Annotated in this window: 13 protein-coding genes and 1 pseudogene; 5 read left to right on the top strand and 9 right to left on the bottom strand. The window is 72.4% G+C overall.

Annotated features, from left to right (window positions below; genetic code table 11):
• The first annotated feature begins 62 nt into the window (after window positions 1–62).
• Window positions 63–2,153 (top strand): ATP-binding protein, encoded by a 2,091-nt coding sequence (locus ACFWM7_RS25070; RefSeq protein WP_383264201.1) that lies wholly within the window; start codon window positions 63–65, stop codon window positions 2,151–2,153.
• A gap of 137 nt (window positions 2,154–2,290) precedes the next feature.
• On the top strand, window positions 2,291–2,995 hold the full coding sequence (locus tag ACFWM7_RS25065) for a DUF2470 domain-containing protein (protein ID WP_383264195.1): 705 nt from the start codon (window positions 2,291–2,293) through the stop codon (window positions 2,993–2,995).
• Between the two features lie 7 nt (window positions 2,996–3,002).
• Here ACFWM7_RS25065 and ACFWM7_RS25060 read toward each other — a convergent pair whose 3' ends face one another.
• From ACFWM7_RS25060 to ACFWM7_RS25045, 4 genes and pseudogenes are all read right to left on the bottom strand, one after another.
• Window positions 3,003–3,731: a TetR/AcrR family transcriptional regulator gene (locus ACFWM7_RS25060; protein ID WP_383264192.1), complete on the bottom strand. Its 729-nt coding sequence runs from the start codon at window positions 3,729–3,731 to the stop codon at window positions 3,003–3,005.
• Window positions 3,732–3,766: 35 nt separating this feature from the next.
• Complete coding sequence (locus tag ACFWM7_RS25055; RefSeq protein ID WP_383264189.1) at window positions 3,767–4,843, bottom strand: PDR/VanB family oxidoreductase; 1,077 nt, start codon at window positions 4,841–4,843, stop codon at window positions 3,767–3,769.
• 3 nt (window positions 4,844–4,846) lie between these two features.
• On the bottom strand, window positions 4,847–5,752 hold the full coding sequence (locus tag ACFWM7_RS25050; RefSeq protein WP_383264186.1) for a metal-dependent hydrolase: 906 nt from the start codon (window positions 5,750–5,752) through the stop codon (window positions 4,847–4,849).
• Between the two features lie 55 nt (window positions 5,753–5,807).
• Window positions 5,808–6,236: pseudogene (locus tag ACFWM7_RS25045) on the bottom strand (class I SAM-dependent methyltransferase); the annotation flags it as partial.
• Between the two features lie 103 nt (window positions 6,237–6,339).
• Between ACFWM7_RS25045 and ACFWM7_RS25040 the strand changes: the two are divergent.
• A complete protein-coding gene (locus tag ACFWM7_RS25040) occupies window positions 6,340–6,828 on the top strand; it encodes a hypothetical protein (protein WP_383264183.1) in 489 nt (162 codons plus the stop codon).
• A gap of 33 nt (window positions 6,829–6,861) precedes the next feature.
• Here the strand turns inward: ACFWM7_RS25040 and ACFWM7_RS25035 are convergent, their stop codons facing one another.
• On the bottom strand, window positions 6,862–8,436 hold the full coding sequence (locus ACFWM7_RS25035; protein WP_383264181.1) for a DUF1996 domain-containing protein: 1,575 nt from the start codon (window positions 8,434–8,436) through the stop codon (window positions 6,862–6,864).
• Window positions 8,437–8,512: 76 nt separating this feature from the next.
• The gene (locus ACFWM7_RS25030; RefSeq protein ID WP_383264198.1) at window positions 8,513–9,058 is read right to left on the bottom strand and encodes a carboxymuconolactone decarboxylase family protein; all 546 of its coding nucleotides are present in this window, start codon (window positions 9,056–9,058) and stop codon (window positions 8,513–8,515) included.
• Window positions 9,059–9,089: 31 nt separating this feature from the next.
• Here ACFWM7_RS25030 and ACFWM7_RS25025 point away from each other — a divergent pair, with 31 nt between their 5' ends.
• Window positions 9,090–9,584 (top strand): MarR family winged helix-turn-helix transcriptional regulator, encoded by a 495-nt coding sequence (locus tag ACFWM7_RS25025; RefSeq protein ID WP_383264178.1) that lies wholly within the window; start codon window positions 9,090–9,092, stop codon window positions 9,582–9,584.
• 16 nt (window positions 9,585–9,600) lie between these two features.
• Here the strand turns inward: ACFWM7_RS25025 and ACFWM7_RS25020 are convergent, their stop codons facing one another.
• Together ACFWM7_RS25020 and ACFWM7_RS25015 are read right to left on the bottom strand one after the other, a co-directional pair.
• Window positions 9,601–10,248, bottom strand: coding sequence for a response regulator transcription factor (locus tag ACFWM7_RS25020; protein WP_007454938.1), 648 nt, complete (start codon window positions 10,246–10,248; stop codon window positions 9,601–9,603).
• Window positions 10,233–11,501: a sensor histidine kinase gene (locus tag ACFWM7_RS25015; RefSeq protein ID WP_383264175.1), complete on the bottom strand. Its 1,269-nt coding sequence runs from the start codon at window positions 11,499–11,501 to the stop codon at window positions 10,233–10,235. The genes ACFWM7_RS25020 and ACFWM7_RS25015 overlap by 16 nt, the downstream gene beginning before the upstream one ends.
• Before the next feature lie 257 nt (window positions 11,502–11,758).
• Between ACFWM7_RS25015 and ACFWM7_RS25010 the strand changes: the two genes are divergently transcribed.
• Entirely contained in the window at window positions 11,759–13,876 is a 2,118-nt protein-coding gene (locus ACFWM7_RS25010; RefSeq protein ID WP_383264173.1) for an MMPL family transporter, read from the top strand.
• Window positions 13,877–13,977: 101 nt separating this feature from the next.
• Here the strand turns inward: ACFWM7_RS25010 and ACFWM7_RS25005 are convergent, their stop codons facing one another.
• On the bottom strand, window positions 13,978–14,679 hold the full coding sequence (locus tag ACFWM7_RS25005) for a winged helix-turn-helix domain-containing protein (RefSeq protein WP_383264171.1): 702 nt from the start codon (window positions 14,677–14,679) through the stop codon (window positions 13,978–13,980).
• Between the last annotated feature and the right edge of the window lie 317 nt (window positions 14,680–14,996).

The raw sequence follows: 14,996 nt of genomic DNA, 5'->3' as shown, positions 1-14,996 counted from the left end.
GAGCAGGACCGGCCCGCGGCAGTCGGCCCGCCGACGCACCCTGCCCCAGCGTGCGGACGGTGATGATGACCAAGGTGGGATACCTTCCCGAGGAGACGAGCAGCTTCGTCGGGAGGCGGGCCGAACTGGCCCGGCTGCACACCGCGTTGACCACCCGGCGGATGACCACCCTGATCGGCCCCGGCGGGGTCGGCAAGACCCGGCTTGCACTCCGGGCCGCCCGCACGGTCGCCGACCGTTACGCGGACGGCGCCTGGTGGGCCGACCTCTCCCCGCTCTCCGACGACCGGCTGTTGCTCCCCACCGTCTCGGACGCGGTCGGGCTCGCCGACCACACCCTGCGGATGCCCGTCGAGGCGCTCTGCGAATGGCTCGGCGACAAGCACCTCCTGCTGGTCCTCGACTCCGCCGAACACCTCCGCGGCCCCTGCTCCCACCTGCTGGCCGAGATCCTGACCACCTCGACGCGGCTGACCGTCCTCGTCACCAGCAGGCAGCCGCTCGGCACCCGCGGCGAGCACGTCGTCGAGGTGCCGCCGCTGCCGGTCGACGGCGCGCCCGACGCCCTCCAGCTCTTCGCCGACCGGCTGCGCGCCGCCGACCCCCGGGCCGGCCTCGACGCCCCCGGCGACGAGGCGGCCGCCGCCGAGATCTGCCGCCGCCTCGAAGGCATCCCGCTCGCCATCGAACTGGCCGCCGCGGGCATCGGCCGGCACAGCGTGGCCCAGCTCGCCACCCGGATCGGCACCCGCTTCGACGCCCGGAGCGGCACCCGCGCCCTCGACCCCGGCGGCTCCCGCCTCGACCTCCTCGCCGACGCGACGGTGTGGCCCCGCCGCCACCGCACCCTGCGCACCGCCATCGGCTGGTCCCACGAGCTGTGCACCCCGCTGGAACGCCTCCTGTGGGCCCGCCTCACCCCCCTGCGGACCGACTTCGACGCGGAGGTCGCCCGCGAGGTCTGCACCGGAGGCCCGCTCACCGCCGACGACGTGGACCGGGCGCTCCAGGGTCTCGTCGCCCAGTCCGTCGTCCAGCGCGACGGCGACCGCTACCGGATGCTCGACACCCTGCGCGAGTACGGCCGGATGTGGCTCGCCGAGCTGGGCGAGGACCGCGCCGCCGCCGACCGGCACGCGAGAAGCTTCCTCGGCCTCGCCCGCCGGGCCCACGACGGCTGGACCGGCCCTGACCAGGTGTCCTGGTACCACAAGGTGTCCGACACCCACCTCGACCTGTGCGCCGCCCTGGAACACCTGCTCGCTCACGATGTCGGCGGGGCCCAGGAGATGGCGGGCCGGGTCGGCTTCTTCTGGGCCTGCTGCGGCCACCTCTCCGAGGCCAGGAACTACGCCCAGCGGGCGCTGGACGCGGGCCCCGTCGACGGACCCCACCGGACCAGGCTGCACTGGGTCCTCGGCGTCGCGGCCCTCCTTCAGAGCGACTTCGCGACCGCCGAGAAGTACGGCGCGCTCTGCACGGCCACCGCCCTGTACGACGGGGACGACGAGGGCATGCTCGGCGCCACGTATCTCTCCGGGCTCACCCAGCTGATGACCGGGGAGCCCGCGGCGGCCCTGGAGGCGGCCGGACGCGTCCTGCGCATGACCGAGAGCGTCCCCGTGGACTCCGCCCACCGGCTGCGCTGCCGCCTCATCACCGTCTTCGCGCTGACCGCGCTCGGCCGGCTCACCGAGTCCGAGGCGGCGGCCGGCGAGCTGCGCCGGGCCTGCGAACGCGGCGGCGAATACTGGACCCGCTCCTACGCGGACTACCAGCTCGCCCTGATCGCGCTGCTCCAGGGCCGCGCCGCGGCCTCCGCCACGCACGCCCGCTCCATGCTCGCGGGCAAGCACCGGCTCCGCGACAGCTTCGGCATCGCGCTGGGCCTGGACATCCTGGCCGCCGCCATCGCCGCCCAGGGCGCGGGCGCGCAGGCCGCCCGGGTCTACGGCACCGGGCATGCGTACTGGCGCATGGTCGGCCACCCCCAGCGAGGTACGCCCGAGCTGGGCCCGGTCCGCGAGCGGTGCGAACTCCAGGCGCGGGCGGCCGTCGGCGACGAGGCGTACCAGCGCGCCTTCGAGCGCGGCCAGTCGGACAACGCGGAGGTCGGGCTCGCCGCCGCCCTGCGCGCCGAACTCCAGCTCTGACCTGGCGGGAAGGCAGGTCGTGGAGGAGCCGGTGCACCGATGGCGCCCCGGACTACCCGCACCCGCCTCCATGTGAGTAAGGTTAGGCATACCTAAGTAGCCGCTTGGGTTTCGCTGACCCTCCCTGGAGAACTCGGATGCGTCTTTCCCGCCCCCGCGCCACGCAGCCGACCCGCGCCGAGCGCGTCCGGTCGATCCTGACCGTCGCCCACTCCATGACGGTGGTCAGCGACGGCCTGCACACCGAAGTCCGCCGCCTCGACGGCACGGGCGCGATGGGCCACATCCACCTGCACGCCCCGAACGACGGCGACCACGCGCCGAGCGCCGAACGCGTCCCGGCCCGCCTGGAGTTCACGGACATCGCCCCCACCCCCGTACGCGACCGGCTGCGCGCCCGCGTCACGGTCACCGGGCTGCTCGCCGCCCCGTACAGCACCGACACCGAGCAGTCCACCTGCATGGAGTTCGGGCAGGCCGTCCTGGAGGACGCCGAGGGGCGTACGTTCGTCACGCTGGAGGAGCTGGAGGAGGCGGAGACCGACCCGATCGCCGCCTGCGAGGCGGGCATGCTCACGCATCTGGTGGACGACCACGCCGAGCTGGTCCCGCTGCTCCTGCGCCTCGTCCACCCCCGCCCCGAGCGCGGCATGACCCGGGCCGTGCCGCTGGCGATGAACCGGTACGGAGTGACCCTGCGGCTCGAATACCCCCGCACCCATGAGGACGTCACGCTGCCGTTCCCCCGCCCGGTCACCGAGATCGACCAGGCGGGCCCGCAGATCCACGCCCTGCTGGCCGCCGCCCGCCGCGTCTCCCACCGCAACGGTCTGCCCGCCTGAGCCGGCCCTACGGCTTCGGCGGTCGCTGGGCCGGCACGGCGGGCACATCCGGGGCGAACGCGGAGAGCCGCGCCAGCAGCTCCCCGAACGGCCCGTCCGGCGGCTCCTGGGACAGCACCCGCAGCACGATGCCCGCCATCTCCTGGTCGTAGGCGGCGCTGACCGCGGCCAGCGCCGCGAAGTCGTGCACCAGCTGCATCTCCAGCTCCTCGCGCGGAATGCGCCGCCCGTCCAGCCAGATCAGCGCCGTCGACTCGGCGAGCGAGACCCAGGAGCGCACCACCAGCTCCAGCCGGGCGGGCGGTTCGCTCACCCCCAGGTGCGTGATGATCTGCTCGTACGCGGCCTGCCGCACCCCGTCGATCATGGCGTTCGCCGTCGAGGAACCGACCGCGGGCCCGCCGCGCATCAGCGCCGAGAAGCCCGGGCCGTGCTCGTCGACGAAGTCGAAGAACCGCCCCATGACCCGCAGCAGCCGCGCCCCCAGGGGCCCTTCGAGGGGCTCCAGGAAGCGGGCCGCCAGCTCGTCGGTGGCCCGCCGCAGCGCCGCCTCGTACAGGCTCTGCTTCCCGGGGAAGTAGTGGTACACCAGCGGACGGGAGATCCCCGCGGCGGCGGCGATCTCGTCGATCGACACGTCCTCGGGCGAGCGGCGGCTGAACAAGTCCAGCGCGACGCCGATCAGTTGCTGTCTGCGCTCGTCGACGCCCATCCTGCGCCGCACCCCGGTCGTCATGCGAACAGCCTATCCGGGGCCCGGACGCACAGACCCTAGAGGTCCAGGACGAGACGTTCGCCCCGGCACCGCGATACGCAGATCAGCATCGAGTCGCCCCGCTCGTCATCGGTCAGCAGTTCGTCCCGGTGGTCGATCTCGCCCGCCAGCACACGCTGTTGGCAGGTCCCGCAGAACCCCTGCTCGCAGGAGTACGCCACGTACGGCACCTCCTCGCGGACGGCCGCCAGCACCGACTGTCCGGCCGCCACCCGCACGGTCCGGCCGCTGCGGTGCAGCTCCACCTCGAAGGGGCCGGTGCCCGACGCGTCATCGGTGTCGGCCGAGAACCGCTCCAGGTGCAGGGGGTGTCCGGCCGGGAGCGCGGCGGCGACGGCGTCCATCAGCGGCTCGGGGCCGCAGCAGTAGACCGCCGTACCCGGGGCGAGGTCCGCCAGCGCCCCGGCGATGCCCGGGTGGCCCGCCTCGTCCTGGGCGACGACCGTGACCCGGTCCCCGTCCGCGCCCAGCTTCTCGATCTCCTCCAGGAACGGCATCGAGGCGCGCGACCGGCCCCCGTACAGCAGCCGCCACTCGGCCCCCGACGAGGCCAGCGCCCGCAGCATCGGCAACACCGGGGTGATCCCGATCCCGCCGACGACGAAGACGTAACCCGGAGCCTCGGTCAGCGGGAAGCGGTTGCGGGGTCCGCGCACCTCCACCTCCAGGCCCTCCTGGAGCTGTTCGTGCACCTCCCGCGAACCGCCCCGGCCGTCCGCCACCAGCCGGGTCGCCACCGTGTACGCCCCGGTGTCCGCCGGGTCGCCGCAGAGCGAGAACTGCCGCACCAGACCGGACGGCAGCACCAGGTCCAGATGGGCCCCCGGCTCCCAGGACGGCAGACCGGCACCCTCCAGCCGGAGCTGGACGACCCCCTCGGCGATCACGGTCCGCCCGGTGATCCGCAGCCGGCGGACCGCCGTCGCCCGCCGCTTGGAGTGCCCCGATATCGGCTCCGGCAGCGCGGGCAGCGGCCACAGCGGTGACCGGGCGATCCGGCGTTTCAGGGCCCGCCGGGTGAGCAGGGCGGCGCTGGAGACCAGCACGACGGTACGGAGACGGGGGAGCGCCATGGGTCAGGCCCCCTTCGCGGTCTCGGCCTCGGCGGCGAGCGCGGCGGGGGAGCGGGTCAGATAGTCCACGGCCTGGGCCGTACTGCCCTCCTGCGAGGGGTGGTAGGACCGGCTGAGATAGCTGGGGACCGAGCGCAGGATCGAGCCCGTGCTCGGCAGTGTGCCCTGCTTCCCGCTCGCGTGGAACGCCTTGAAGGAGGCCTTGCCGTCCAGCAGCGTGGGGTCGTTCTCCATGAAGAAGCGGATACCGCGCTGCCACAGGAACACCAGCGCGGAGAACGCCGCCGCCCAGGTGCGCACCCGCCGCCGGTAGCCGCCGTCCACATGCATGAAGACGTCGAAGGCCACCGACCGGTGCTCCACCTCCTCCGCGCCGTGCCAGCGCAGCAGGTCCAGCATCGTCGGGTCCGCGCCCTTGCGGTCCAGGGCCTGGGCGTTGAGGATCCAGTCGCCGAGGAACGCGGTGTAGTGCTCGATCGCCGCGATCATCGCCACCCGCTCCATCAGCCACCACTTGGAGGCCCGCCCCGGCGGCAGGGTCCGGTCCCCGAGCAGCTTCTCGAAGAACCAGTCGACCTGCGCGGTGTACGGGGTCGGGTCGAGCCCCAACTCCCGCATGTGCGGCAGCACATCGTCGTGCGCCTGCGAGTGCACCGCCTCCTGCCCGATGAACCCGATGACGTCCTCGCGGAGTTGGTCGTCGTGGATGTGCGGCAGGATCTGCCGGTAGACGTGGATGAACCAGCGTTCCCCGGCCGGGAGCAGCAGATGAAGCACGTTGATGGTGTGCGTGGTGAACGGGTCGCCCGGCACCCAGTGCAGGGGGGTCTTCTCCCAGGCGAAGGACACCTTGCGGGCCTTGAGGGACGTCCGCTCCGACGCGACCGCCGCTGGCTGCGTGTTAGACATGTTGTCAATGTACTGACGGGTATGCGGGCGGACCAGAGGCGTGCAGGGATTTTCCCGGGTCGCCGTCGTTCCCCCACAGGGCGAGCGCCCCGCCCGGCCGCAGCACCCGGTGGGCCTCGGGGACCGAGCGGCCGGGGTCGGTCCAGTGCCACGCCTGGGCGTACGTGATCAGGTCCACCGCCCCGGTCCGCAGCGGCAGGTTGTTCCCGTCGCCCCGGACCAGCGGCACGTCCGGCAGGCTCCGGGCGAACTGCTCGGCCATCCCGTCGCCCGGCTCCACCGAGGTGACCCGGGCCCCGCGCTCGTACAGCCGGGCCGTGCCGAGCCCCGTGCCCGCGCCGACGTCCGCGACCCGGGCTCCGGCGAGCGGCACTCCGGCCAGCTCCTCGACGGCGTCGAACAGGGCGGGCGGGTAGGAGGGGCGGTGGGCGTCGTAGGCGGCGGCGATGGCGTCGAAGGGGCGGGCCTGCACGGGTTTCGTCATACAAGCGATCATCGCGCGACGGCTCGCGGGGCGGCACGGGGCCGCAGGCGTGAGTCTTGCCGTAGCCCACCCGTAGCCCCGCTTCCGGGTGCAGGATGGCCCGATGGTGACACAACCGGAATGGCGGAACACGCGGCGCGGCGGGGCAACTGCCCTTGTCCTGGCGGGAGTTATGCTCCTGGCCGGGTGCAGTACGGAATCGGCCGACGACGGCAGGGGGGAGCAGCGGCCCACGCCGAAGCCGGCCGCGACGGGCACGCTGGAACAGCTGGCGAAGAAGGCCGGCTGCGACCCGAACGTGCAGACCGACGCGGCCGAGCTCCGGCAGGCCAACTGCAGGACGGGCGAGGGGCGTTACGTCCTCACCACCTTCGCCACCGACCGCGGGCAGCGGGAGTGGATCAACGAGGCCAAGGACTACGGCGGTTCGTACCTCGTCGGACGGCAGTGGGTGGCCGTCGGCGGCCCGGACGTGGTCGCGGCGCTGCGCGGCCGGCTCGGGGGGACGGTGGAGACCGCCTCGCCTCACCACTCGGGGGACAGTGGCGGAGGGGGGAGCGAGGACGGGCACTCCGGTCACCACCCGGGCTGACCGCGCAGGTTCACGGGGGCCGCACGCGCCGCGTCAGCGGCAGCGGCGGCCGTCGTTGATGCACCGCACCAGTTTGTTCATCAGCCGGTCGTCGAAGACGTTGATGAAGTCGCCGTGATCGGTGATCGGCTTGTGCAGTTGCTCCGGGAACGAGTCCACGGCGAAGCCGGGCCCCGGCGGAACGTCGTAGACGATGCGCTGCACCAGCTGCGGCACCGCCCGGAACCCGTTCGGGCACCGCCCGTCGTCCTGGGCGAACGCCACATGGGTGCGGTGGTTGGCGCTGTCGGTGTTCTGCCCGTCCCAGCAGTTCTGGAAGGCGAACGTACGCACCACCTGACTGCCCTCGGGACAGATCGGGTACTTGTCCGTCAACTGGCGGTCCTCGAATCCGGTGCAGCTCCACGAGGCGTTGGCATTGGCGTCGCCGTTGGTGAACGCCTTCGCGTCCCCGGTGATGATCCGCAGGAAGCGCGGCATCGCGGTGACCCTGCCGACGGGCGAGCCGACGAACTTCAGCGTCACCTCGGACGGCGTCTGGATCTCGCCGACGTTCTGGTCCCGGCCGCCGCCGTCGGCGTCCACGTCGTCCTCGTTCTGCCCGTTCTGCAGACGCAGGACGGGCCAGTAATAGGTCGACCGGTCGCCCTGGTTACGGCAGGTGGTCGCGCCGTTCGCCAGATCGTCGTCGCTCGCGAAGGCGTCGTTGGCCTGGTTGCCGATGTAATCGTGCATGTGGTGCGCGCCGTTGCTCACGCCGGGCGCGACGATGACGTTGTCCGGGTTGAACTTCCCGTTCTCATTACGGCCGCAGTCGGTGGTGAAGGTGCCCCGGGACGCGCCGCGGCGCTGGCGGGGCCGGTCGACGCCTGGCTGGACGGACTGGATATCGACGAAATCGGCGGCCACGGGTCCGTTGCCGCCCTGGCCCTGGTCCTGCCCGGGGTCCTCGCCCTGGCCGGGGTCCTGGCCGCCCGGGTCCTGACCGGGGTCCTGCCCCTGCCCTTCGTTCTGGCCCTGATTCTGACCCTGGTCCTGGCCCTGGCCGTCGTCCTGACCGCCGTCACCGTTATCGCCACCGTTGCCGTCACTGCCGCCGTTGCCGTTGCCGTTTCCGCTTCCGGGGCGGCTGTCGTCGGCGCGCAGGCTGCACCCGGCGAGGCCCTCCAGCCCCGCCGGCCGCTCGCCCACGCGCCCGATCGCGATGCCGATGCGGTCGAGGCTGGCTGTTCGTTTACTGCGCAACGGGCCGAGCACGGCGTTCTCCGCCAGCCTCGGATCCTGGGTTATCTGCTCCTTCCGGTCAGCGAACTGCCGGTAGGCGTCGGTGATCTGGGTATCCATCGCCGCCAGTTCGCGGTCGACCTCCCCGCGTGCCTGATCCGGCACCTCGGGCAGTCCGTTGACGGCTTCGGGACAGTCGATGGTGGACAGCTGACGGCCCGCGTTCTGCGTCCGGGTGGGCGGAGAAGAACCGGACGGTCCTTCTCCCGCGGAGGCGTAGACATTGACCGCGACCAGCCCACCTCCCCCCAGGATCAGGGCTGCGGAGGCGGCGATGGCCCGCTTGGCCGGCGTGGAACGTTTCTTGCGTGATGTGCGTCGCATGGGACTCCTCTGCTTCGAGGGAGAAGCGTGACGTCCCATACGGACGGGGAGCCCGATCCGTTCAGCTCGCCTCCGACTACTGGGCGAACGCGGCCAGTTGCTCGTCCACCGGGGCTCCCGTGAGCCGGTTGGCCAGGGTCGACAGGGTGTACGCGCCGATGCCCAGGACCACTTCGAGGGCGTTCTGCTCGGTGTAGCCGTACGAGAGGAAGTCCCGCAGGTCCGCGTCGTCCACCGTGCCCGCCGAGGCGAGCACGGCCAGGGTGAACCGCCGTACGGCTTCGAGCCGTTCGTCCGGCAGTGGGGCCTCCGTCCCGTCGCGCAGGGCGGCGACGAGCGCCGGGTCGGCGTCCAGGGCGGTCAGCTTGGCGGTGTGCATCGCGACGCAGACGTGGCAGTCGTTGCGCGTGGCCATCGTCATGATCAGGACCTCGCGGGAGAGCGGATCCAGGGTGCAGGACTCGAAGATCGCGCTGATCTTCAGGAAGCCGTCCAGGGTGTGGGGCGAGGCGGCGAGCCGGGCGACGGCGGCGGGCCGGTAGCCCAGCCGCTCGGTCACCGCCTCCAGGGCGCGCCGCGATGCGGGCGGGGCGGTCTCGGGGGTGAGGTCGGGAAAGGGCATGGCGAACCTCTCGCGGGCTAGGATCGACAACATGGTTGACAAAAAAAAGGTAAACCAGGTTGTCGAACCTCGCAACGGCTTTGAGCTGCCGCTGCTGCTCCTCGCCGGGTTCCGCTCGATCATCGACGCCCTGCACCGGGACCTCGCCGAGCACGGGCACCCCGAGACCCGCCCCGCGTACGGCTTCGCCCTCCAGGCGGTGGGGCGCGACGGCGCGGCCATCAGTGAGATCGGGCGGCGGCTCGGGGTCTCCAAGCAGGCCGCGGGCAAGACCGCCGAGAAGCTGGAGGCCCTCGGTTACGTGGAGCGCGCCCCGGACCCCGCCGACGGCCGGCGCACCCTGATCCGCCTCACCCCGCACGGCGTCGACCTGCTGGCCCGGTCCGCCGAGAGCTTCGACCGGCTGCGGGCCGAGTGGGCCCGGACGCTCGGCGAGGGGCGGCTGGCCGCCCTGGAGCAGGACCTCCGCACGATGGCCCCCGGCGGCGCGTTCCGGCTGGACGCGGCGGGCTGGTTCACCGGCTGAACGAAGGCGAACCGGCTCAGCCGTGGTCCAGATACGCCAGCACCGCCAGCACCCGGCGGTTGTCGTCGTCCGAGGGGGGCAGATCGAGCTTTCCGAAGATGTTCGACGTGTGCTTGGCCACCGCCCGCTCCGTGATCACCAGCTGCGAGGCGATGGCGGCGTTCGAGCGGCCCTGTGCCACCAGCTCCATCACCTCCCGCTCGCGCGGGGTGAGGCCGCCCATCGGCTTGTCCTGCGAACGGCGCGACAGGAGCTGGGAGATGACCTGCGGGTCCATCGCCGTGCCGCCCGCCGCCACCCGCCGTACGGCGTCGATGAACTGGTCCGCGTCGAAGACCCGGTCCTTCAGCAGGTAGCCGATGCCGCCGTTGCCGTCCGCCAGCAACTCCCGTGCGTACAACTGCTCCACGTGCTGCGAGAGCACCAGCACCGGGAGCCCCGGCCGGGCCCGGCGGGCGGCCAGCGCGCACTGGAGGCCCTCGTCGGTGTGCGACGGCGGGAGCCGGACGTCGACGACGGCGACGTCCGGCTCCAACTCGGCCAGCGCTTTGGTCAGTTCGGGCCCGGTCTCCACAGCCGCGGCGATCTCGAAGTCGTACGCCTCCAGCATGCGCACCAGGCCGTCGCGCAACAGGAAGAGATCTTCGGCTAGGACAACTCGCAAGGAATCTCCATGGTCACCATGGTGGGACCGCCCGCGGGGCTGCTGACGGCCAGTACGCCGTCGAATGTACCCAGTCGCCGTTCGATTCCGCTCAGCCCGGACCCCGATCCGATGACCGCACCGCCCTTGCCGTCGTCCGTCACGGAGATCCGGAGCATCCCCTCCGCGTGGTGCAGGTCCACGTAGATGCGCTCGGCCTCCGCGTGCTTCACCGTGTTCGTCAGGGCCTCGCTGACCGCGAAGTACGCCGCCGACTCCACCGGGGCCTCCGCCCGCCCGGGCAGCTCGACCGTCACCTCGGAGGCGACCGGCAGCCGCAGGGCCAGCGCCTTGACCGCGTCGCCGAGACCCCGCTCCGCGAGGACCGGCGGGTGGATGCCGCGTACCAGGTCGCGCAGTTCGGTCAGGGCCTCCGCCGACGACTCCCGGGCCGTCGCCAGCAGCTTCTTCGCCCGCGCCGGGTCCTTCTCGATCAGCGCCTCGATCGTGCCCAGGTTCATGCCCATCGCGACCAGCCGGGCCTGCGCCCCGTCGTGCAGGTCCCGCTCGATGCGGCGCAGCTCGGAGGCGGCGGTGTCCACGGCCTCGTGCCGGGTCTCGGTGAGCCGCGCCACGCGCTGCGCCAGCTCCTGGTCCTGGGTGGGCGCCAGCACCGTACGGGCGAGCACGAAGTGCAGGCGCAGCAGCGGCCTGCTCGCCCGCAGCCCGACATGGAAGAGCACGATCCCCAGCGCCAGGGCCGCGAACGCCGTCGCCTGGCTGTCCACCGGCACGAACCCGTACCAGTACGGATCGTCCCGGAACACCCGCCACAGGCCCGCGGCCAGGACGAGGCCCTCGACCGGGTAGACCATCAGTGCCGCGGCAAGGATCGCCACCACCGTGCCGGCCGTCATGTCGATCAGCAGCCACTGCAGGTCCCGCCAGGTCGCCGGGTCCTTCAGCATCAGCGTGGTGCGCTCCACCTGACCGGTGACGCCCGACCGCAGATCCTTCGGGAAGGGCCGGTACGGGACCGGGATCCGCACGTCCGACCAGGTCACCGCCCACAGCCGCCGCTGGTTGGCGTGCTTGCGGACCGCCTCCAGCACCACCGGGGTGGTGAACACGCCGATGCCCAGCAGGATGAAGGAGATCGAGACCACCGCGAGCACGAACAGGGTGATGGACACCGCCAGACCGACCACGGACAGGAACAGCCCCCGCCCCGCCGCCAGCATCGACGGCCCCAGCCGTCCCGAGAACACCTTCATCGCGATCCCTCTCCCCTCACCGGAGCCGGGCCGATCCCCGATCCGGATGCCAGTCTCGCCCGGGCCGGCCCCGCCGCGTCAGCCGGTCCGCCACCCGAAGGGGGTGTACCTGGCACCACCCCCGCATCCGCCCCCTACGCCTCGGCGACCGGGGGCTTCGGCGGCTGGGGCGGGCCGGGCCCCGTTCCTAGATTCGAAGCGTCCCGAAGCGCTTATCCGGCGCTTACGCCTGACGCTCACACCCGGGGGAGAAACCCATGAGGCGCAACCTCGCCGCACGCATCGGCGTGTGGAGCACCCACCACCGCAAGACCGCCGTACTCGGCTGGCTGCTCTTCGTCGTGCTCGCCACGGGCATCGGCGGAGCCACCGGCATGGTCGAGATGACCAACGCGGAGAACGGCGCCGGCGAGTCCGCCCGCGCCGAACAGATCCTCCTCGACGCCGGACTCGACAAGCCCGCGGGCGAACTCGTCATGGTCTCCGCCCCCGCCGCCGGCGACTGGAAGCCGGCCGCCGACGCCCTCGCCACCGCCGTACGGGAGACCGGCGAGGCCCAGAACATCGCCCCGCCCGTCCCCTCGAAGGGCGGCAAGGACGCCCTGATCACCTTCGAGATGAAGGGCGAGGCCGCCACCTCCTCCGACCGGATCCAGCCCGTCCTGGACGCGGTCGCCGCCGTGGGCGATGACCACCCGGGCGTGGAGATCCACCAGTTCGGCGAGGCCAGCGCGGGCAAGTGGCTCGGCGACCTGCTGGCCGAGGACTTCAAGAGGGCCGAGTTCACCGCCGTACCGCTGGCCCTCGGCATCCTCGTCGTCGCCTTCGGCGCGATCGTCGCCGCCCTGCTCCCGGTCGGGCTCGCCCTCACCGCGTGCATGGCCGCCTTCGGCCTCCTGTCGATCGCCAGCCACCAACTGCACCTGTTCCAGACGACGTACTCGGTGATGTTCCTGATGGGCTTCGCCGTCGGCGTCGACTACTGCCTCTTCTACCTGCGCCGCGAGCGCGACGAACGCGCCGCCGGGCGTGACGCCGAGACCGCCCTGCGCATCGCGGCGGCCACCAGCGGCCGGGCGGTCCTCGTCTCCGGCCTCACCGTGATGGTCGCGATGGGCGGCATGTTCCTCTCCGGGCTCCTGCTGTTCAAGGGCTTCGCGCTCGCCACGATCATCGTCGTCTTCATCGCCATGCTCGGCTCGGTCACCGTCCTGCCCGCCCTGCTCTCCTGGCTCGGCGACCGCGTCGACGCGGGCCGCATCCCTCTGCTGAACCGCCGCGCCAAGCACGGCCACGCCGGCAGCGGTCGCATCACCGGCCGGCTGCTCGGCCCCGTCCTTGCCCCCCCCCGCACCTTCGCCGTCGCCGCCGTCGTCCTGCTGCTCGCGCTCGCCGCGCCCGCCCTCGGCATGAAAACCGAATCCCTGGGCCTGGAAAAGCAGTTCGGCTCCGACGCGCAGCTCTCCATCGCCCACACCCGCATCACCGAGAGCTTCCCCGGCGGCCCCGCCCCCGCCCTCGTCGTGGTCACCGCGCCCGACATCACCGCCCCGGAGGTCGCCAAGGCCCTGGGCGACTTCGACGACGTCACCGTCCACCGCGACAAGAACGTCGCCGAGATCGAGATCCCCCTCCCGGACGGCGCCGCCGACCTCACCGAACTGCGCGAGAAGACCCTGCCCGCCGCCTTCGACGGCACCGGGGCGAGGACCCACGTCACGGGCGAGACCGCCGGATCGGTCGACTTCAACGACCAGCTCCGCCGCGGCATCGTCCCGGTCTTCGCCTTCATCACGGCGGTCACCTTCCTACTGATGCTGTTCTGCTTCCGCAGCTACGTCATCGCCGTGACGTCCATCGTCCTCAACCTGCTCTCGGTGGCCGCCTCCTACGGCGTGATGACCGCCGTCTTCCAGCACGGCTGGGGCGCATCCCTCATCGGTTCGGAGGGCGTCGGGGCGATCGAGGCGTGGATGCCGCTGTTCGTCCTCGTCGTCCTGTTCGGCCTCTCCATGGACTACCACGTCTTCGTCGTCTCCCGGATCCGTGAGGCCCGCGGTGGCGGCCTGGACAACCGGTCGGCGATCGAGACCGGCCTCCGCCGCACCGCCGGGGCGGTCACCGGAGCGGCGGCCATCATGGTCGCGGTGTTCGCGGTCTTCGGGACGTTGTCCATGCAGGACATGCAGCAGATGGGCGTCGGCCTCGCCGTCGCGGTGCTGCTGGACGCCACCGTCGTACGGATGGTGCTGCTGCCATCGGTGATGCTGCTGCTGGGCGAGCGCAACTGGCGGACCCCGCGCGGACTTTCCCGGCTCCCGAGCCTGGAGCACGAGGAGCCCGCAGAGCCGGTGCGCGACACCGTACGCGTCTGACCAGACGGGTCCGAGCACACGGGGGCGGCCCCGGAACACGGTCGACGAGAACCGCGCTCCGGGGCCGCCGGACATCTGTCATGCAGGGCCGAACCGGCCGGTCAGGGCGTGTACTTGTACCCGACCCGGCGGACCGTCTGGATCGAACGCCGGTACTCCGCACCCAACTTGCGGCGCAGCCGGGCGACATGGACGTCGACGGTGCGCCCGTCGCCCACATGCCCGTAGCCCCACACCGTCGTCACCAACTGGTCGCGGGTGTGCACCCGGTGCGGGTGCGCCACCAGATGGGCCAGCAGCTCGAACTCCAGGTACGTGAGGTCCAGGGCGACGCCGTCGACCGAAGCCGTACGCCGGGTGGCGTCGACCCGGACCGGCCCGGCGGACGGCACCCCCTCGGCAACGACGGCAGCGGCGGCAACGGCGTCGGCGGCCGCGTCGGGCGCCGGCCGCTGGGACGCCGGCGCGCCGCCCGCCCGGAGGGGGGAGCCGGCGACGGCCCCCGTGAGCGCGGGCTGCTGGTCGGCCGGCACGAGCACCAGGTAACCGATCATCGGCGGCTGGCCGGGCAGCGTGGGCAGGGTGTGCGGCGGGGCCGGCAGCCAGGTGGCCCCGGGCGGCAGGAAGCCCGCCACCTCGGCCGGGGCCGCGACCTCGTCGCGGTCGACCGCGCGCAGCCGGTGCCGGTTCGGGGCGGGAAGGGAACGGGCGGGGACGGAACGGGCGGTGGGGTGGGCCGCAGCGGGCGCCGGGGACGCCGCGGTGGCGGCGGACGCGGCGGAGAAGGTACGAGTGTTCGCCATGAGGGTCAGCTCTTTCGCGCGAGGAGTCGTCAGGGACGGACTTACGTCGTACGCGCGGACCGAAGGCCGGGGTGAGCGGCTTTAGTGGGCCTGCGCGTTCCACGCGCGGCAACACACCCGGTCGAAATCATGGTGCTGACGGGACGGCCAGAACGGTTCGAGGTCGCTGCGACCCGACGCGATGTACTGGAAGCTGGCCATGTGCTCCATTGAAGCAGACATTGCGGCCGTGCATCAGACTCCTCTCACCCGTCGATACGGACCCTTCGCGTTACGTTCCCCACGCCCCGCCCGCACCGCGCGTGCCGGAGGGGCCC

Source organism: Streptomyces sp. NPDC058375 (assembly GCF_042723425.1).
Lineage (GTDB): Bacteria > Actinomycetota > Actinomycetes > Streptomycetales > Streptomycetaceae > Streptomyces > Streptomyces durocortorensis.
This window is presented reverse-complemented; position numbering and strand designations above follow the sequence as displayed.